Genomic DNA, 18,207 nt, shown 5'->3' on the forward strand with positions numbered 1-18,207 from the left:
TTGCTGTGTTGGAGACCACTTTTCGCAGGCGGGAGCTACTACCGGCTACTTGCCGAAGGAACCGCCGCCGGAGCCGCTGGCGACCAGGCAGAGCGGGTTGTTCACCATCAGCATTTGCGCGGAACCGGAGGTCGAACCGGTGATCCCCGAGTCGATGGCGGGGGTGTTCGGCGGCGTTGCGGAAGAATTGCCGGAACCGCCCAGGCGCATCGAGCGGCCGTCGGCGTTCGGATCGGCCGGGGCGCCCAGCAGATCCAGTACGGTCGGGGTGATATCGGCGAGGGTGTAGGCGTTGTCCTTGGCGCCGGCCGCGAAATCCGCCCCGCGCGCGATCACGAAGCTGGCTGTCTCATAGGCGCTCTGGCCGCCGTGGCCGCCTTCGGGCTTGTGCCCGTGATCGGTGGTGACCAGGATCGTCCAGCGTTCGTTCGAATGCGCGGCGGCGCGTTCGTCCACCGCCTTGGTGATCTTGCCGACCAGGCCGTCCACCCGGTTGATGGCGTCCCGGTACGCCTGCGGCCACATGCCGCGCAGGGTGTGACCGGTGATGTCCACCTGATCCAGATGCGTGAAGGTGAAATCGGTGCCGTCGCCGATCGCGGAGACGACCTGCCCCGCGGCATTCGAATCCGCCGTGGTCTCACAGACTCCCGCGCCGGTGGGATCGATCTGGGTGACGGTTACCTTGTCCGCCTTGGGATTTCCGGTCCGGGCGATCATGCCGATCTTGTCCCAGGTGCCGAGCGAGGCGGTGGACAGGCTCGGCTGCGCGCGCTCCAGCTGGGTGAACACCGTCGGGTAGGTGGCGAAAGGCGCTGCGGTGCAGGTGGAGTCGTTGTCCTGGATGCCGTGCTTGGTGTCCCACACCCCGGTCAGCGCGGTGGCCCAGGAGACGCACGACATGGTGGTGTGCCCGGCGATGGAGGTCCGGGCCAGGGTGCCCTGGGCGGCCAGCAGGCCGAGGTTCGGCGCGTTGGCGGCCTCGACCTCGCTCCAGAGCGTGCCGTCGATGCCGATCACCACGACCTTGTTCACGGTGGGCGCGGCCTGGGCGGGAGCGGCGGCGGTCAGCGGGAGGGCGGCCAGCGCGGCGGCGGCGACCATGCGGTGAGTCCGGGACATGCGCGGGAACTTAACCATGATCGAGTCACTTTCGCAGGGCAATCGGTCAAATGACCAGAAGTGGTTCCGATGTTCGGGAAAACCCGCACGTCACGGGATTGATGGCATCCGCCTACCAGGCGGTAAGCCAGGCGGAATTCACGCCCACTAAGCTTGCGCCCGTAAATCCCGGATCTCTTCCTCAGGAGTACCCCACAGTGAGCCAAGCAGGCCGTCCTGTTGTTCTGATCGCCGACAAGCTCGCCCAGTCGACCGTCGACGCGCTCGGCGACGGCGTCGAGGTGCGCTGGGTCGATGGACCCAACCGCCCCGAGCTGCTGGCCGCCGTGCCCGAGGCCGACGCGCTGCTGGTCCGTTCCGCGACCACCGTCGACGCCGAGGTCCTGGAAGCCGGAAAGAACCTGAAGATCGTCGCCCGCGCCGGCGTCGGCCTCGACAATGTCGACGTGCCCGCCGCGACCGAGCGTGGCGTCATGGTCGTCAATGCGCCGACCTCCAATATCCACACCGCCGCCGAGCACGCCGTCACCCTGCTGCTGTCGGCCGCCCGCCAGATCCCGGCCGCCGACGCCACCCTGCGCGAGAAGACCTGGCAGCGCAGCAAGTTCAACGGTGTCGAGATCTTCGGCAAGACCGTCGGCGTCATCGGCCTGGGCCGCATCGGCCAGCTGTTCGCGCAGCGTCTCGCCGCCTTCGAGACCAAGATCATCGCGTACGACCCCTACACCTCCCCGGCCCGCGCCGCGCAGCTCGGCATCGAGCTGGTCTCCCTGGACGAGGTGCTCGAGCGCGCCGACTTCATCTCCATTCACCTGCCCAAGACTCCTGAGACCAAGGGCATGCTGAACAAGGAGACCCTGGCCAAGACCAAGAAGGGCGTCATCATCGTGAACGCCGCCCGCGGTGGGCTGATCGACGAGCAGGCGCTCGCCGACGCCATCACCTCGGGTCATGTGCGCGGCGCCGGCATCGACGTGTTCGAGACCGAACCGTCCACCGACAGCCCGCTTTTCGACCTGCCGCAGGTCGTCGTCACCCCGCACCTCGGCGCTTCCACCGCCGAGGCCCAGGACCGCGCGGGCACCGATGTCGCCAAGTCGGTGCAGCTCGCCCTCGCCGGTGAGTTCGTGCCCGGCGCGGTGAACGTCACCGGTGGTTCGGTCAACGAGACCGTCGCCCCGTGGCTGGACATCGTCCGCAAGCAGGGTGCGCTGCTGGGCGCGCTCGCCAGCGAGCTCCCGGTCTCCCTCGAGGTCCAGGTGCGCGGCGAGCTGTCCTCGGAAGACGTTGCGGTGCTGGAGCTCTCGGCGCTGCGCGGCGTCTTCTCCGCCCTCATCGAGGACTCGGTCACCTTCGTCAACGCCCCGTCGCTGGCCAAGGATCGCGGCCTGGAGGCCACCGTCACCACCGTGACCGAGAGCCCCTCGCACCGCAGCCTGGTCGACCTGCGCGCCGTGTTCGGCGACGGCCGCACCCTGAACGTGGCCGGCACCCTGACCGAGCCCTCGCAGGTCGAGAAGATCGTCAACATCAACGGCCGCAACTACGACATGCGCGCCGAGGGCCTGAACCTGGCCGTCCTCAACTACGAGGACAAGCCGGGCCAGCTCGGCCGCCTGGCCACCAAGCTCGGCGACGCCGGCATCGACATCCTCGCCGCCCAGCTGACCCAGGACCTGGAAGCCGAAGGCGCCACCGTCATCCTGCGTGTCAACAAGGAGGTCCCGGCCGAGGTGCAGGCCGCGATCGCCGAAGCCGTCGGCGCGGCGAAGGTCGCCCAGGTCAACCTGGACTAGGAACCGCCGGGCGCGAGCCCGTAAGTGACTGCCACCGCGCCCCTTCCGTACCCCGGGAGGGGCGCGGTGCTGTCTCGAGAGATCCGCCATATCTCAGTGGATGGGAACTGTTCGCCCTGGTGAAAGGGGTGATCGGGGTACCGGCTAGGGTGGCCTTTGTTCAGCCGGGCGTTAATTCCGAATGGAGCATTGATTCATGAAACTCGCTGTCATCCCGGGCGACGGTATCGGTCCCGAGGTCATCGCCGAAGCCCTCAAGGTGCTCGACGTGGTGGTGCCCGGTGTCGAGAAGACCGAGTACGACCTGGGGGCCAAGCGGTTCCATGCGACCGGTGAGATCCTGCCGGAGAACGTGATTCCGGAACTGAAGGAGCACGACGCGATCCTGCTGGGCGCGATCGGTGATCCGTCGGTGCAGTCGGGCGTGCTGGAGCGGGGGCTGTTGCTGCGCACCCGGTTCGAGCTCGATCATCACGTGAACCTGCGGCCGTCCAAGCTGTACCCGGGCGTCTCCAGCCCGCTGGCCGCCAACCCGGACATCGACTTCGTCGTCGTGCGTGAGGGCACCGAGGGTCCGTACACCGGTACCGGTGGCGTGATCCGCGTGAACACCCCGCACGAGGTCGCGACCGAGGTCTCCACCAACACCCGCTTCGGTGTGGAGCGTGTGGTGCGCTACGCGTTCGAGACCGCGCGCAAGCGTCGCAAGCACCTGACGCTGGTGCACAAGAACAATGTGCTCGCCTTCGCCGGTTCGCTGTGGTCGCGCACCGTCGCCGAGGTCGCCACCGAATACCCCGACATCGAAACCGCTTACCAGCACATCGATGCCGCCACCATTCACATGGTGACCGATCCGGGCCGCTTCGACGTGATCGTGACCGACAACCTGTTCGGCGACATCATCACCGACCTGGCCGCCGCCGTCTCCGGCGGTATCGGCCTGGCCGCGTCGGGCAATATCGACGCCTCGGGCACCAACCCGTCGATGTTCGAGCCGGTGCACGGTTCGGCTCCCGATATCGCTGGCCAGTCCAAGGCCGACCCGACCGCCGCCATCCTGTCGGTCGCGCTGCTGCTGAACCACCTCGGCAAGCCCGAGGAAGCCGCCCGTATCGAGGCCGCCATCGCCAAGGACCTGGCCTCCCGCACCGGCGCCGCCTCCACCGTCGAGATCGGCACCCGGATCGCCGCCGCGATCTAGTTCGCCACGCTCAAGAACCCCTGGGTCCGAACGCAATTCGGGCCCAGGGGTTCGTTGTTTTGCCAAACATGATGGGGCCGTGAGCAATATCGCATTCATGCATTCGGATGCGAAAACTTAACGGGCGCAGTCATTCCTGATTGCGAGAAAGTTTGCTCAGCGGGCCGCGGCGGGGACCAGGGGCACCGCTGCCAGGGCGATCAGGGCGGTCAGGGCGTACACCAGGGGGAAGCCGGAGGCGTCGATCAGGGCGCCGAAGACCGGGGCCACGGCCGCCGCCGCCAGATTCTGTCCGGTGTTCTGGATGCCCAGACCGCGACCGGACCAGTACGGACCGGCGATCTCGGCCACGGCCGTGAAGGCCAGACCGTTGTCGGCGACGGTGATGACCGAAGCGGCCAACATGACCGGAACGGCCAGCCACCACCAGTGCAGCCAGGACGCCACCGCCAGCCCGGCCATGGCGACCACCGCCGCGACGGCCACCGAGCGCAGCGGGCCCAGCCGGCTGCCGACCCGGTCCGACCACACGCCCGCGCCGATCCGCCCGCCCGCGCCCAGGATCTGAGCCGCCAGCACCAGGGCGCCGGCCGCCGCCAGCGACCAGCCGATATCGGTGTGCAGCCACAGCAGCGCGAAAGTCCAGATGGTGGCCTGCGGAATGACCAGCAGCACCGAGACCGCGTGAATGCGCCACAGGGTGGAATCGCCGCGATACGGATTCCCGGGACGGCCTGTCGCGCTGCCGGATTCGGGACGCGGCGGATCCACGATGCCGACCAGGCAGCCGACCGCGGCAATGCCCGCCATGATCGCGGGCACCAGCACCGCGGCCGAGAAGCCGTGTGCCGCAGCCACAGCGGGAATGCTCAGCGCGCCGATGCCGACGCCCAGCGGCTGGGCGGTCTGCCGGATGCCCATGGCCAGCCCGCGCTGATTCGGCGGGAACCAGCCGACGATGACCCGGCCGGTCGCGCCATTGGTGGAGGCCGCGCCCATACCGCCGATGAACAGCAGAATGCCCAGTGCCACATAGCCGGTCACGTTCGCCGCCGCGACGCCCGCGACCAGCATCACCACCGGACCGGCCACCAGCACCTTGTGCTCGCCGATGCGGTCGACCACATAGCCCCAGGCGATCAGCGTGCAGCACAGGCCGACCAGCGGCATCACCACCAGCAGACCGGCGGTGGGCAGCGGCAGGCCGCGGCTCAGCAACGCGGGCAGCAGGAAGGGGGTGCCATTGACGAAGATCGCGCTGGCGGTCTGCGCGAAGACGCCGAGCGCCAGCATGGACCACCGTTTGGTCGAGCTCATTTCCAGTACGGTAGCCATCGCCATCACCTCGTGTCTCACTATATGGAACCAAGATCTTACTTCTTGGAACCCGCACCTTACGGTACACCTGATGCGCAAAGCTGTTTCCGGGGCACGCTGTCTATTTGCTCACACTCGATAGCCGATCTTGATCGATGGTCTTGCGGTACCGAGTTGCCTTGCGTATAAGGGCTTTTCACATCCTGCGCCGGGCGATGCGGGCGGGTACGCCGGACCCGGCGCGGCGTTGCCGGGCGGTGCGCCGGGCCCGTCCGGACGCCGCGTCCCACCCCCGCGGTCGGGCGCGTTCGGGCAGGTCGAGGCCGGTCGATAGGATGCCAAGCATGCGCCTAGGTCGAGTTGCCAGCCCAGATGGAGTCGCTTTCGTCAGCATCGAAGGTGACGGTTCGGACGCCGTCGCCCGTGAAATCGCCGAACACCCGTTCGGTACACCGACGTTCACCGGTCGCCGCTGGCCGCTGGCCGACGTGCGCCTGCTCGCCCCCATCCTGGCCAGCAAGGTGATCTGCATCGGCAAGAACTACGCGGCGCACGCCGAGGAAATGGGCGGCCCGGCCCCCGCCGACCCGGTCATCTTCATGAAGCCGAACACCTCCATCATCGGCCCGAACCGGGAAATCGTGTTGCCGCCCAGCTCTTCTCAGGTCGACTACGAGGGTGAGCTGGCGATCGTGATCGGCCAGCCGTGCAAGGACATTCCGGCCGCTCGGGCCAATGAAGTGATCCTCGGTTACACCGTCGCCAACGATGTCACCGCGCGCGATCAGCAGCGCCACGACGGCCAGTGGACCCGCGCCAAGGGCTACGACACCTTCTGCCCGCTGGGCCCGTGGATCGAGACCTCGCTGGACCCTTCGGATCTGGAGATCGTCACCGAGCTCGACGGCGTGGTGAAGCAGCGCAGCCGCACTTCACTTCTGCTGCACGATATTCCGAAGCTCATCGAATGGGTGACCACCGTGATGACGCTGCTCCCCGGCGATGTCATCCTGACCGGCACCCCCGAGGGTGTGGGTCCCGTCCAGGCCGGTCAGACCGTGTCGGTGACCGTCGAAGGCATCGGCACCCTCACCAATCCCGTTGCCGCCAAACGCTGATCGAGAGAGAGACATGACTGACGTCCGCGTCCGATTCTGCCCGTCGCCCACCGGCACACCGCATGTCGGGCTGGTCCGCACCGCGCTGTTCAACTGGGCCTTCGCGCGCCATCACGGCGGCACCTTCGTCTTCCGCATCGAAGACACCGATGCCGCACGCGATTCCGAGGAGTCCTACGCCGCGATCCTGGACGCGCTGCGCTGGCTCGGCCTGACCTGGGACGAGGGGCCGGAGGTGGGCGGTCCCTATGCGCCGTACCGGCAGTCGCAGCGGCGTGACCTTCATCTCGATGTGGTGGCCAAGCTCCTGGCGGCGGGGGAGGCCTACGAATCCTTCTCCACGCCTGAGGAAGTCGAGGCCCGGCACAAGGCCGCCGGCCGCGATCCCAAGCTCGGCTACGACAACTACGACCGCGACCTGAGCGCCGAGCAGATCGCCGCCTACAAGGCCGAGGGCCGCCCCGCGGTGATCCGCCTGCGCATGCCGGACAAGGACCTCACCTGGGTCGACCTGGTGCGCGGCGAGACCACCTTCAAGGCCGGCGTGGTGCCCGACTTCGCGCTCACCCGCGGTAATGGCGATCCGCTCTATACGCTGGTGAACCCGGTCGACGACGCGCTCATGAAGATCACCCACGTTTTGCGCGGCGAGGATTTGCTGAGCTCCACGCCGCGGCAGATCGCGCTCTACGAGGCAATGCAGCGGATCGGTATCGCGGATTTCACTCCGCAGTTCGGTCACTTGCCGTTCGTGATGGGTCAGGGCAACAAGAAGCTGTCCAAGCGCGATCCGGAGTCGAATCTCTTCCTGCATCGCGATCGCGGGTTCATTCCGGAGGGTTTGCTGAATTATCTGGCGCTGCTCGGCTGGAGCATCGCGGATGATCATGATCTGTTCTCCATGGCGGAGATGGTCGAAGCGTTCGATATATCGAAAGTTAATTCGAACCCGGCGCGTTTCGACCAGAAGAAGGCCGACGCTCTGAACGCCGAACATATTCGGTTGCTGACCCCCGGTGATTTTGCTCACCGGCTGCGTGAGTACCTCACGCAGCACGGTCATATCGGCGCCGAGATCGACGAGAAGGTGTTCGAAGCGGCGGCCGATCTGGTGCAGACGCGAATCGTCGTGCTGAGCGATGCCTGGGATCTGCTGAAGTTCCTCTTCGCCCCCGCCTCGGAGTTCGCCGTCGACGAGTCCGCGAAGGCCAAGAATCTGGGCGCGGATGCCGCTCCGGTACTGGCCGCCTCCATTTCCGCGCTGGACGGAGTTTCGGAATGGACCGCGGGCGCGCTCGAGGAGGCGCTCAAGAAGGCGCTCATCGAGGAGCTGGAGCTCAAGCCGCGTAAGGCGTTCGGTCCGGTGCGCGTGGCCGTCACCGGTTCGCACATCAGCCCGCCGCTCTACGAGTCGCTGGAACTGCTGGGCCGCGAACTGACCCTGCAACGGCTGCGTTCGGCCGCCGCCGGCATCGTTCAGTAGGCTCATAAACCGGCTCTGACCAGCCGATTTGGTATATCTGGGCTTCGGCCTGCTAATCTTCTTCTCGGCCGGAAGCGACCGGGAAGCCACACAGAGCGGCAGACCGAAAGCCCAGGTCAATGGGGTATGGTGTAATTGGCAACACAGCTGATTCTGGTTCAGCCATTCTAGGTTCGAGTCCTGGTACCCCAGCTCCGAGAGCGAAAGCTTTCGAAATTCGGAGAAGCTTCGGCGGTTTCGGCCGCCGTATTTCTCTGTCCTGGTCCCGTCGTCTAGCGGCCTAGGACGCCGCCCTCTCAAGGCGGTAGCGCGGGTTCAAATCCCGTCGGGACTACAAGGCGAAGGCCCCCAACCTGAACAGGTTGGGGGCCTTCGCTTTTTCCGTCGAACTAGTCCTGGGCCGCGATGGTCGAGCCGCCCAGCGGCATGGCGGGCAAGCCGAGTTTCCGGTGGTCCCAGCTGCGCACCCGCTCCGGGATGATGCGAATCGCGATGCGCTTGTTCAGCATCTGATCCACGAACGGCTTCATCTCTTCGCTGTAAGGCCCGGTATACCGCTCCCACACGCTGATACCCACCTGGAACAGGGCATCGGCGTCCTCGACGATTTCCGCCCGGCCCTCGATCGAGACGCCGCGCAGCTGGTCGTAGGTATCACCGGCTTCGAGCAGCACGGTGACCCGGGGATCGCGGCGAATATTCACCGCCTTCTGCGACTTTGCCTTGGTCTCGAACCAGATCTCACCGTCGATCAGGCCGAACCACATGGCGGTCAGATGCGGCATGCCGGTCGCGCTCAAGGTGGCGAGGTTGGCGATGCGGCTGCGCTCCAGGAACTCGGTGATCTCCTGTTCGGACATCACGATCTGCGCGCGTTGTTTAACTCCCATAGGCCGACTGTAATTTACGGCGTATGGCGCGGGTCACAGTGCCTGTTCGAGTGGGAAAACGAGAACGGCCCCGCCCTGCTGGGCGGGGCCGCTGAGCCGCCGGAGGTCGCTGAGGCTGCCGTGACGGCTGTGATCATCCCGGGGGTGGGCAAGGTATCCCCATTGCCCGGAAAATCCCGCAGCGGGCCGCAGGGACGCTCAGATTCGTTTGTGCAGGGCGTCCGCCGCCGCGACCAGGTCGGCTGCCCAGCGCGCGCCCGGCCGGCGGCCCATGCGGTCGATCGGCCCGGAGACCGAGACGGCTGCGATCACCCCGCCGCTCGCATCGCGGACCGGTGCGGACACGCTGGCCACCCCCGCGGCGCGTTCGGCCGCGCTCTGCGCCCAGCCGCGCCGGCGCACCTCGGCCAGCGCGCGCTCGCCGAACACGGCCTCCGGCAGCACGGTCCGCTGCAATTCCGGATCGGCCCAGGCCAGCAGGACCTTGGCGGCGGAACCGGCGGTCAAAGGCATGCGGGCGCCGATCGGCACGGTGTCGCGCAGGCCCGCGGCGGGTTCCATGGCCGCCACGCACACGCGCGCGTTGCCGTCGCGCCGGTAGAGCTGGACGCTCTCGCCGGTGATCTCCCGCAGTTTGGGAAGAATGGTGGCGGCGGCGTCGAGCAGGGGATCGCTGGCGGTTGTCGCCAGCTCCGAAAGCGCCGGGCCCGGCCGCCACAGACCTTGGTTGTCGCGGGCCAGCATGCGATGCGTCTCCAGGCCCACGGCCAGGCGATGCGCGGTGGCGCGAGGCAGTCCGGTGCGGGCGCACAGCTCGTTCAAGCCGCAGGGTTGCTCGGCGACGGCGTGCAGTACCGCCATGGCTTTGTCCAGAACCCCGATGCCGCTATGCTGTCTCATAGAACGATATTAGCGTCTCGCATGTTGGGAATTGCAAACCGAGACCCGACGCGGACGCAGTCCCGCGGCCAACAGCCCGGCCGTGGATATGTCTATCGAGAGGTGATGGAGACATGGCCGTGGCGCCACGCACACTGGCGGAGAAGGTCTGGGATCAGCACGTCGTCGTTCGCGGCGAAGGCGAAGGCGAGCACCGCCAGCCCGACCTCATCTACATCGACCTGCATCTGGTGCACGAGGTGACCAGCCCGCAGGCGTTCGACGGCCTGCGCCAGGCCGGCCGCCCGGTGCGCCGCCCGGACCTCACCATCGCCACCGAGGACCACAACGTCCCGACCATCGACATCGACAAGCCGATCGCGGATCCCACCTCGCGGACCCAGGTCGAGACGCTGCGCAAGAACTGCGAAGAGTTCGGCGTGCGCCTGCACCGCATGGGCGATCTGGACCAGGGCATCGTGCACGTGGTCGGCCCGCAGCTGGGCCTGACCCAGCCGGGAACCACGGTGGTGTGCGGTGATTCGCACACCTCCACCCACGGCGCGTTCGGCGCCATCGCCATGGGTATCGGCACCTCGGAAGTGGAACATGTTCTGGCAACGCAGACTTTGTCGCTGAAGCCGTTCAAGACCATGGCCATCAATATCGACGGCAAGCTGCCCGAGGGCGTCACCTCCAAGGACGTCATCCTGGCCGTCATCGCGCAGATCGGCACCGGCGGCGGGCAGGGCTACGTGCTGGAATACCGCGGCGAGGCGGTCCGGGCCATGTCCATGGAAGCCCGGATGACCATGTGCAACATGTCGATCGAGGCGGGCGCCCGGGCCGGCATGGTGGCCCCCGACGAGGTCACCTACGAGTTCCTGAAGGGCCGCCCGCACGCCCCCGAGGGCGCGGATTGGGATGCGGCGGTGGCGGCCTGGGACGCCCTGAAGACCGACGAGGGCGCGAAATTCGACGCCGAGGTGCACATCGACGCCTCGGCGCTGACCCCCTTCGTCACCTGGGGGACCAATCCGGGACAGGGTGCGCCGCTGGGCGACTCGGTGCCGGATCCGGAGCAGATCTTCGACGAGAACGAGCGCGCGGCCGCCGAGAAGGCGCTGCAGTACATGGACCTGAAGCCGGGCACCCCGCTGCGAGATGTCACCGTGGACACCGTTTTCGTGGGTTCCTGCACCAATGGCCGGATCGAGGATTTGCGCGCCGTCGCAGAGATTCTGAAGGACCGCAAGGTCGCCGCCGGGGTGCGGATGCTGATCGTCCCCGGTTCCATGCGGGTGCGGCTGCAGGCGGAAAACGAGGGCCTGGGCGAGATTTTCACCGCCGCGGGCGCGGAATGGCGTCAGGCGGGCTGCTCGATGTGCCTGGGAATGAACCCCGATCAGCTTTCTCCCGGTCAGCGCTGTGCTTCGACCTCGAACCGGAACTTCGAAGGGCGACAGGGCAAGGGCGGCCGCACGCACCTGGTCTCACCGCTGGTCGCGGCGGCCACCGCGGTGCGCGGAACCCTGTCCTCACCGGCCGATCTGGACTGAATCAGCGTCCTTTTCGGCAAGTACCTTCGGCCCCAACAGACTCAGGAGAATCACAATGGAAGCCTTCAAGGTTCACAAGGGGATCGGTGTTCCGCTGCGCCGATCCAATGTCGACACCGACCAGATCATCCCGGCGGTCTATCTGAAGCGCGTTACCCGAACGGGTTTCGAGGACGGCTTGTTCGCCGGTTGGCGCCAGGATGAGCACTTCATTCTGAACACCGAGCCCTACAACCGGGGTAGTGTGCTGGTCGCCGGTCCGGATTTCGGCACCGGATCCTCACGTGAGCACGCTGTTTGGGCGTTGAAGGACTTCGGGTTCCGGGTCGTGATCTCCTCCCGCTTCGCCGACATCTTCCGCGGGAACGCGGGCAAGGACGGTCTGCTGACCGCCAAGATGGCGCAGAGCGATGTGGAATTGCTCTGGAAGTTGCTCGAGGAACAGCCCGGTTTGGAATTGACGACGGACCTCGAGGCGCGAACCGTGAGCGCCGGAACGGTCGTGTTGCCGTTTGATATTGACGACTACACGCGCTGGCGGCTGCTCGAAGGCCTGGACGACATCGGTCTCACCCTGCGGCACAGCGACGAGATCGCGCAGTTCGAAAACGCAAGGCCGACTTGGAAACCCGCAACCATTCCGGCCCGTATTTCGCAGACGTAATCATTGGGGGGCGTTAGCTGAACGCCCCCAAACGTGGTTGCTGGACATGTGCCGTGCCTCGCTTTTTCGCGCGTCGCTCGTAGACTCTTGCCGCAGAAAGGTTTACCGTGGTACCTAGTCGGTCCGACGACGGGCCAAATAGTCTGCGGAGGATTCAATGAACAAGGCGGAACTGATCGATGTTCTGACCGAGAAGTTGGGTACTGACAGGCGCACCGCTACTGCAGCAGTCGAGCAGATGGTCGACACAATCGTGCGTGCTGTGAACAAAGGTCAGAGCGTCACCATCACCGGATTCGGTGTCTTCGAACAGCGCAAGCGCGCTGCGCGAGTGGCCCGTAACCCGCGTACCGGTGAAACCGTCAAGGTGAAGCCGACTTCGGTGCCGGCATTCCGTCCGGGCGCTCAGTTCAAGGCGATCATCGCCGGCAAGCAGAAGATCGCCTCGAGCGGCCCGGCCGTGAAACGCGGTGTGGCTGCCCCGGTGTCGGGCGGCAAGACCACGGCCAAGAAGGCGGCGAAGAAGACCACCGCCAAGAAGGCCGCCACCAAGGCTCCGGCCAAGACCACGGCGAAGAAGGCCGCTTCGAAGGCGCCCGCCAAGAAGGCCACCGCCAAGAAGACGGTCGCGAAGAAGACGGTCGCCAAGAAGACCCCGGCCAAGGCCACCGCCAAGAAGGCTCCGGCCAAGAAGGCCGCCGCCACCAAGGCCACCGCTTCGAAGGCCACCGCCAAGAAGACGGCCAAGAAGGCTCCGGCCAAGAAGACCGCTGCCAAGCGCACCGCCCGTCGCTGACGGTTCCCGCTAGCAGGACAACGTGAAACGGCCCGGCATCCGCCGGGCCGTTTCGCATGTCGGAGGCCGGAATTCGGCCGTTCCCTATTTCGCGTGGGAGTCGATCTCGGTGGGGTGCAGGATGCGGTCGAGATGGTCGGCCGCGACCAGCTTGCCGCCGTGGAAGGACAGCGCCCAGACGCTGCCCTTGCGATTGCGGGCCGGTGGCAGCGTGATTCCGTCCTCCTCGGCCCACCACCGCAGCAGATCCGGAATCACCTTGCCCTGACTGCAGATCACCGGCACGACGTCGCGGTCGGCCAGGTCGCGGGCGCGTTTGCGGGCCGCGTCCGGCGCTGTGGCGTAACCGGATTCACTGAACAGCGGCTCCAATTCCACCGTCACGCCCAGTTTCTCGGCCAGCGGGGTAACGGTTTGGACACAGCGCGCCGGTGGGGCCGAGTGGATTTCGGCCGCCCCGAACGGCAGCAGGTTCGGCACCAGCTCGCGAGCCTGTGCGCGACCGGCCTTTTCGAGCGGCCGGGCGTCGTCGTCCGGCCCGGTGAAGCGGTCCTTGCGCCCGGCCTTGGCGTGCCGGACCACCAGCACGGTGGAGGTATCGGCCGGTAGGCGAAGGAAATTGCGGACGATGGTGCGATCCATCGGGTAGGACAGCGCGTCCATGATGCCCTCGACGCGATGCCACTGGAGCACATCGACTTCGGAATTGGACTCGAAGCCGCCGTCGAGCGCCCGGGCCGCCCAGTAGTCCACCCGCTTGAGTTTCCGGTGCCCGGTGACCGGATACGTCACATGGCCGAGATAACGCCCCAGACGCGAATTCAGGCCCGTTTCCTCGGCCACCTCACGCACGGCCGCCACCACGGCGGTCTCGCCGGGATCCAATTTGCCCTTGGGCAGCGACCAGTCGTCGTATTTGAGCCGGTGCACCAGCGCGATCTCGACGCTGCCGTCCGCGGTGGGACGCCACAGCACGGCGCCCGCGGCCAGGATATTGGGGTTCACCCGGGGATCTACCAAATCGGCGGCGGGGTCGGACTTGTGCTTGCTCACTGGCGATCCGGCCGGCGCAGTCGCATCAGGTACTCCTGGTGGTCGCGCACCTGCACGTCCGGCACCGAGGGATCGGGCTGGGCGGCCCAGCTGCCGTCGGCCTGCAGCACCCAGCAGCGGGTGGCGGGGTCGAGCGCGGAATCGAACATCTGGTTGAGCTGCTCGGCCAGACGCGGATCCTTCACCTGCGCCAGCACTTCCACGCGCCGGTCCAGATTGCGGTGCATCATGTCGGCGCTGCCGATCCAGTACTCGTTCTGCGCCTGGAAGTGCAGCACCCGCGAATGTTCCAGGTACCGGCCGAGAATCGAGCGCACCTCGATGTTCTCGCTCATGCCCGGAACGCCCGGTCGCAGCCCGCAGATGCCGCGCACCACGATCTCCACCGGCACGCCGGCCTGGGAGGCGCGGTAGAGCGCGTCGATGATCTGCTCGTCCACGATGGCATTGGCCTTCAGCCGGATTCGCGCCGATTCGCCCTGCCGCGCCAGTTCGGTCTCGCGCTCGATCCGCTCCACGATCCCGGCTCGCACCCCGGTCGGAGCGACCAGCAGGTTGCGGTAGTTGGCTTTTCGCGAGTACCCGGTCAGCGAGTTGAACAGGTCGGTGAGGTCGGCGCCGATCTCCGGTGCGGCCGTGAGCAATCCGACATCCTCGTACAGGCGCGCGGTCTTCGGATTGTAATTGCCGGTGCCGATGTGGCAGTAGCGCCGGATGGTGGCTCCTTCGCGGCGCACCACCAGGCAGGTCTTGCAGTGCGTCTTGAGCCCGACCAGGCCGTAGACCACGTGCACGCCCGCCTGCTCCAGCGCGCGCGCCCATTTGATGTTGGCCTGCTCGTCGAAGCGGGCCTTGATCTCGACCAGCGCCACCACCTGCTTACCGGCCTCGGCGGCGTCGATGAGCGCGTTCACGATGGGGGAGTCACCGGAGGTGCGGTACAGGGTCTGCTTGATGGCGAGCACCTGCGGGTCGGCCGCGGCCTGTTCGATGAAGCGCTGCACACTGGTGGAGAAGGAGTCGTACGGGTGGTGCACCAGCACGTCGCCCTCGCGCAGCGCCGCGAAAACGTTTCGGGGCGTTTCCCGTTCGCCGAACGCCGGGGGCGTGGCGGGCACGTACGGGGCGTCCTTGAGGTTGGGCCGGTCCACGCCGTACACCTGCCACAGGCAGGACAGGTCGAGCAGGCCGGGCACCTGGATCACGTCGGCCGGGTCGACATCGAGTTCCCGCAGCAGCAGTTCGAGCATGTGCTCGGTCATGTCGTCGGAGACTTCCAGCCGCACCGGGGATCCGAAGCGTCGGCGGGCCAGTTCGCGTTCCAGGGCCTGCAGCAGGTCCTCGTCGCGATCCTCCTCGACCTCGAGATCGGCATTGCGGGTGATCCGGAACGAATGCTGTTCCACCACTTCCATTCCCGGGAACAGCTGATCCAGGTGGGCGGCGATCAGCTCTTCCATGGGCAGGAAGGCGGCCATGGAGGACTGCCCGCCGGCGGAGTCGCGGCCGACGGGTTCGCGGCCGGTGGCGGCGACGGCGGTCTCGCGGCTGCCCACGGTGCGGCGCACCCGCACGAAGCGATCCACATTGTCGGGCACCTTGACTCGCGCGAAGTGCTCGCCGCCGGTCACCGAATCCTTAACCGTCACGGCGAGATTGAGACTCAGGCCGCTGATGTACGGGAACGGGTGGGCCGGATCGACCGCCAGCGGGGTCAGCACCGGGAAGACCTGATCCTGGAAATACCCGGACAGGCGCTGTTTTTCGGCGTCGTCGAGCTCGTTCCACCGGATGATGGCGATGCCCTCGGCGGTCAGCGCGGGCAGCACCTGGTCCAGGAACACCCGCGCGTGCCGCTCGGCGATCTCCTGGGTGCGGGCGGCGATCATCTCCAGTTGTTCGGTCGGGGACAACCCGTCCGCGGACCGCACCGACAGCCCGGTTTCCGCGCGGCGCTTGAGCCCGGCCACCCGCACCATGTAGAACTCGTCCAGATTGGACGCGAAGATGGCGAGGAACTTGGCGCGCTCCAGCAGCGGCTGGGAATGGTCCTCGGCCAAGGCGAGCACGCGGGCGTTGAAATCGAGCCAGCTCAATTCCCGGTTCACATACCGGTCCTGCGGCAGCGGCGGTGTCGGAGTGGGCGGTGGGGTTGCCGCGGGCGGCGCCGCGGGTAGTAGCGGCGATTGCTTGACGGTTTCCGTATCGCTCACTCTCACGATCATTCCTTATGTCGTGTTGTGGGTGCCGAACTGACACCGCCCATTGCAGCGCAGATCACGCCCGGTCAACACCGCCGGGAGCCGGTTCGCCGGACTTGTTTTGCTGGGAGACACGCCCGCGACACGCCGATTTCACTCAACAGCGCGCCGGTCGCCTCACCCACCCCGAGCGCGGCCGCGCAATCCAGATCGGCCGCGGTGTCCACATCCTGGCGCAAGCCCGGCCACTCGCCGAGCAGTTCCACCGCGCCCGCCGCGATGTGCCGGCGGGCCGAATCGGGTCCGAACAGCGGCGCCAGCGCCGCGCCGCCCCGCACCAGCAGGGCCACCGTCCCGCTGCCCGCGTGATCGGCCACCACCGCCCGCGGGTGCCCGGACGCTGCCAGCACCTCACCCAGTTCGTGCGGGCGCAAGGCGGGCAGATCCGCTTGCAGGGCAAGCACATCGACCGGGCCGTGTTCGAGCCGGATCGCCTCGGCCCCGGCCGCCAGCGCCCCGTTCAGCCCCGTGGGGGCCGCGGGTTCCGGATGCACCCGGCCCCCGAGCTGCTGCACCAGATCCTTGACGGCGGGATCGGGCGTCACCACGGTCACCGACGCCACACCGGGCGTTTCGAGCGCCGCCGTCACCGTATCGGCGAGCATGGCCAGCACCAATCGCGTCCGGTCGGGCGGTTCCAGCCGGTCGGCGAGGCGGCTCTTCGCCAGCCCGAGTGTCTTCACCGCGATCACCGCGTGCACGGACGGACGCATGCCCGAATCCTCCCACTCGAAGATGACGCGTGTGTGAGCGGAGTCGAATCGTGAGGCGGGGACACGCGGGGTCCCGGGCGGGCCGCGGCGACGCGCGGGGAGGCGAGGTGGGTGCGCATGCCGGGAGACAACGCGCGTGGTGGCGGATGCCATCCGGGTTGCCGCCGTCGTGGCCTGGCGGGTGTGCGGCAGGCGTGCACGCGGTGGACGGCCGGTGGTGCCGAGTCGTTGTGCGGTGCTCGGCACGGCCTTTTCGCAATCCGCATATATTGGGCGGATGGCTAGGGCAGCGGTGCTGGGAGCGGGGTCTTGGGGGACCGCGTTCGCGAAGGTGTTGGCGGAGGCGGGAACCGAGACCACCATGTGGGCTCGGCGGCCGGAGGTGGCCAAGGTGCTCGCCACCGAGCATCGGAATCCGTGGTATCTGCCGGATTTCGCGCTGCCGCCGATCGCCGCCACCGATGATCACCGGATCGCGCTGGACGGGGCCGACATCGTGGTGCTGGCGGTGCCGTCGCAGTCGCTGCGCGGGAATCTGGCCGTCTGGAAGGACAGCATTCCGGCCGAGGCCACGCTGCTGAGCCTGGCCAAGGGCATCGAGACCGGGACGCTGCTGCGGATGAGCCAGGTGATCTCAGAAGTGAGCGGGGCGGATCCGAGCCGGGTGGCGGTGCTGTCGGGACCGAACCTGGCCAAGGAGATCGCGGCGCGTCAGCCCGCGGCCACCGTGGTGGCGTGCACGGACACGCTGCGCGCGGAGGCGGTGCAGCAGGCCAGCGCCACCGGGTACTTCCGCCCGTACACCAATTCCGATGTGATCGGCTGCGAGATCGGCGGCGCCTGCAAGAACGTGATCGCGCTGGCCTGCGGCATCGCCTCGGGAATGGGCTTGGGCGACAACTCGATTGCCAGCCTCATCACCCGCGGGCTGGCCGAGATCATCCGGCTGGGCGTGGCGGTGGGCGCGGAACCGGTCACCTTCGCGGGCCTGGCCGGGGTCGGGGATCTGGTCGCCACCTGCACCTCGCCGCTGTCGCGCAATCGTTCCTTCGGGCATGTGCTGGGCGCGGGCGGCAGTATGGAGACCGCGCAGGAGGCCACTCATGGGCAGGTCGCCGAGGGTGTGAAGTCCTGCACATCGGTGCGTGCGCTGGCCGAACGACACGGGGTGGAAATGCCGCTCACCAATGCCGTGCACCAGGTCTGCCACGGCGGCCTGTCCGCCGCCGAAGCCGTGGGCCAGCTCCTCGGTCGCCGGCTGAAGTCGGAGTGAGCGCGGGGCGGTAGCCGTACCGACCGCTCGGCTCGGAAGGGCGGCCGCGCCTGGCCCGCCGGACATGACGGGCCCGACC

Annotated in this window: 15 protein-coding genes and 2 tRNA genes; 10 read left to right on the top strand and 7 right to left on the bottom strand. The window is 67.4% G+C overall.

Translation table 11 applies throughout. The annotated features are described in order from the left end of the window. Positions 1-45: 45 nt before the first annotated feature. On the bottom strand, positions 46-1,122 hold the full coding sequence (locus NY1_RS11975) for an alkaline phosphatase family protein (RefSeq protein WP_067711173.1): 1,077 nt from the start codon (positions 1,120-1,122) through the stop codon (positions 46-48). A 197-nt stretch (positions 1,123-1,319) separates the two neighbouring features. On the opposite strand from NY1_RS11975, the gene serA reads away from it, so the two are divergent. Both serA and NY1_RS11985 read left to right on the top strand, forming a co-directional pair. Continuing rightward, positions 1,320-2,918: a phosphoglycerate dehydrogenase gene (gene serA, locus NY1_RS11980; protein WP_067711174.1), complete on the top strand. Its 1,599-nt coding sequence runs from the start codon at positions 1,320-1,322 to the stop codon at positions 2,916-2,918. 196 nt (positions 2,919-3,114) lie between these two features. After that, positions 3,115-4,122, top strand: coding sequence for a 3-isopropylmalate dehydrogenase (locus tag NY1_RS11985; RefSeq protein ID WP_067711176.1), 1,008 nt, complete (start codon positions 3,115-3,117; stop codon positions 4,120-4,122). 156 nt (positions 4,123-4,278) lie between these two features. Here the strand turns inward: NY1_RS11985 and NY1_RS11990 are convergent, their stop codons facing one another. Continuing rightward, positions 4,279-5,439 carry an MFS transporter gene (locus NY1_RS11990; protein ID WP_439956007.1) on the bottom strand — a complete coding sequence of 387 codons (1,161 nt, stop codon included), beginning with the start codon at positions 5,437-5,439 and terminating at the stop codon, positions 4,279-4,281. 344 nt (positions 5,440-5,783) lie between these two features. Between NY1_RS11990 and NY1_RS11995 the strand changes: the two genes are divergently transcribed. The 4 genes from NY1_RS11995 to NY1_RS12010 all read left to right on the top strand — a co-directional run bounded on the left by NY1_RS11995 (position 5,784) and on the right by NY1_RS12010 (position 8,374). Next, positions 5,784-6,557 carry a fumarylacetoacetate hydrolase family protein gene (locus NY1_RS11995; protein ID WP_067711178.1) on the top strand — a complete coding sequence of 258 codons (774 nt, stop codon included), beginning with the start codon at positions 5,784-5,786 and terminating at the stop codon, positions 6,555-6,557. Between the two features lie 13 nt (positions 6,558-6,570). Continuing rightward, complete coding sequence (gene gltX / locus NY1_RS12000) at positions 6,571-8,040, top strand: glutamate--tRNA ligase (RefSeq protein ID WP_067711180.1); 1,470 nt, start codon at positions 6,571-6,573, stop codon at positions 8,038-8,040. A 120-nt stretch (positions 8,041-8,160) separates the two neighbouring features. Then, a tRNA-Gln gene (locus tag NY1_RS12005) sits at positions 8,161-8,232 on the top strand. A 69-nt stretch (positions 8,233-8,301) separates the two neighbouring features. Then, positions 8,302-8,374: transfer RNA gene (locus NY1_RS12010), tRNA-Glu, on the top strand. 55 nt (positions 8,375-8,429) lie between these two features. Here NY1_RS12010 and NY1_RS12015 read toward each other — a convergent pair. Next, positions 8,430-8,930, bottom strand: a complete 501-nt coding sequence (locus NY1_RS12015; protein WP_067711181.1) for a pyridoxamine 5'-phosphate oxidase family protein — start codon at positions 8,928-8,930, stop codon at positions 8,430-8,432. A 198-nt stretch (positions 8,931-9,128) separates the two neighbouring features. Further along, positions 9,129-9,830, bottom strand: a complete 702-nt coding sequence (locus tag NY1_RS12020; protein WP_067711183.1) for an IclR family transcriptional regulator — start codon at positions 9,828-9,830, stop codon at positions 9,129-9,131. A 113-nt stretch (positions 9,831-9,943) separates the two neighbouring features. Between NY1_RS12020 and leuC the strand changes: the two genes are divergently transcribed. The 3 genes from leuC (at position 9,944) to NY1_RS12035 (ending at position 12,828) form a co-directional block, all read left to right on the top strand. Further along, the gene (leuC, locus tag NY1_RS12025) at positions 9,944-11,368 is read left to right on the top strand and encodes a 3-isopropylmalate dehydratase large subunit (RefSeq protein WP_067711185.1); all 1,425 of its coding nucleotides are present in this window, start codon (positions 9,944-9,946) and stop codon (positions 11,366-11,368) included. 55 nt (positions 11,369-11,423) lie between these two features. After that, positions 11,424-12,032, top strand: coding sequence for a 3-isopropylmalate dehydratase small subunit (gene leuD / locus NY1_RS12030; protein WP_067711187.1), 609 nt, complete (start codon positions 11,424-11,426; stop codon positions 12,030-12,032). A gap of 157 nt (positions 12,033-12,189) precedes the next feature. Then, on the top strand, positions 12,190-12,828 hold the full coding sequence (locus tag NY1_RS12035; protein ID WP_067711189.1) for an HU family DNA-binding protein: 639 nt from the start codon (positions 12,190-12,192) through the stop codon (positions 12,826-12,828). Between the two features lie 84 nt (positions 12,829-12,912). Here NY1_RS12035 and NY1_RS12040 read toward each other — a convergent pair whose 3' ends face one another. From NY1_RS12040 to cofC, 3 genes are all read right to left on the bottom strand, one after another. After that, on the bottom strand, positions 12,913-13,881 hold the full coding sequence (locus tag NY1_RS12040) for an NUDIX hydrolase (RefSeq protein WP_233434294.1): 969 nt from the start codon (positions 13,879-13,881) through the stop codon (positions 12,913-12,915). After that, on the bottom strand, positions 13,878-16,106 hold the full coding sequence (locus NY1_RS12045; protein ID WP_067711191.1) for an RNA degradosome polyphosphate kinase: 2,229 nt from the start codon (positions 16,104-16,106) through the stop codon (positions 13,878-13,880). Before NY1_RS12045 ends, NY1_RS12040 begins: the two co-directional genes overlap by 4 nt. Positions 16,107-16,168: 62 nt before the next feature. Further along, on the bottom strand, positions 16,169-16,855 hold the full coding sequence (gene cofC / locus NY1_RS12050; protein ID WP_067711193.1) for a 2-phospho-L-lactate guanylyltransferase: 687 nt from the start codon (positions 16,853-16,855) through the stop codon (positions 16,169-16,171). A gap of 277 nt (positions 16,856-17,132) precedes the next feature. Between cofC and NY1_RS12055 the strand changes: the two genes are divergently transcribed. After that, positions 17,133-18,128, top strand: a complete 996-nt coding sequence (locus NY1_RS12055) for an NAD(P)H-dependent glycerol-3-phosphate dehydrogenase (RefSeq protein WP_067711195.1) — start codon at positions 17,133-17,135, stop codon at positions 18,126-18,128. Positions 18,129-18,207 lie beyond the last annotated feature (79 nt).

Origin of the sequence: Nocardia yamanashiensis NBRC 100130 (assembly GCF_001613325.1) — a bacterium.
Lineage (GTDB): Bacteria > Actinomycetota > Actinomycetes > Mycobacteriales > Mycobacteriaceae > Nocardia > Nocardia yamanashiensis.

Excerpts from the sequence above, each read along its gene's own strand:
- NY1_RS12055 (WP_067711195.1), top strand. The coding sequence starts at position 17,133 with ATGGCTAGGGCAGCGGTGCTGGGAGCGGGGTCTTGGGGGACCGCGTTC.
- NY1_RS12015 (WP_067711181.1), bottom strand. The coding sequence starts at position 8,930 with ATGGGAGTTAAACAACGCGCGCAGATCGTGATGTCCGAACAGGAGATC.
- NY1_RS12045 (WP_067711191.1), bottom strand. The coding sequence starts at position 16,106 with ATGATCGTGAGAGTGAGCGATACGGAAACCGTCAAGCAATCGCCGCTA.
- leuC (WP_067711185.1), top strand. The coding sequence starts at position 9,944 with ATGGCCGTGGCGCCACGCACACTGGCGGAGAAGGTCTGGGATCAGCAC.
- leuD (WP_067711187.1), top strand. The coding sequence starts at position 11,424 with ATGGAAGCCTTCAAGGTTCACAAGGGGATCGGTGTTCCGCTGCGCCGA.
- NY1_RS11995 (WP_067711178.1), top strand. The coding sequence starts at position 5,784 with ATGCGCCTAGGTCGAGTTGCCAGCCCAGATGGAGTCGCTTTCGTCAGC.
- NY1_RS11985 (WP_067711176.1), top strand. The coding sequence starts at position 3,115 with ATGAAACTCGCTGTCATCCCGGGCGACGGTATCGGTCCCGAGGTCATC.
- NY1_RS12035 (WP_067711189.1), top strand. The coding sequence starts at position 12,190 with ATGAACAAGGCGGAACTGATCGATGTTCTGACCGAGAAGTTGGGTACT.
- gltX (WP_067711180.1), top strand. The coding sequence starts at position 6,571 with ATGACTGACGTCCGCGTCCGATTCTGCCCGTCGCCCACCGGCACACCG.
- NY1_RS12020 (WP_067711183.1), bottom strand. The coding sequence starts at position 9,830 with ATGAGACAGCATAGCGGCATCGGGGTTCTGGACAAAGCCATGGCGGTA.
- NY1_RS11975 (WP_067711173.1), bottom strand. The coding sequence starts at position 1,122 with ATGTCCCGGACTCACCGCATGGTCGCCGCCGCCGCGCTGGCCGCCCTC.
- NY1_RS11990 (WP_439956007.1), bottom strand. The coding sequence starts at position 5,439 with ATGAGCTCGACCAAACGGTGGTCCATGCTGGCGCTCGGCGTCTTCGCG.
- cofC (WP_067711193.1), bottom strand. The coding sequence starts at position 16,855 with ATGCGTCCGTCCGTGCACGCGGTGATCGCGGTGAAGACACTCGGGCTG.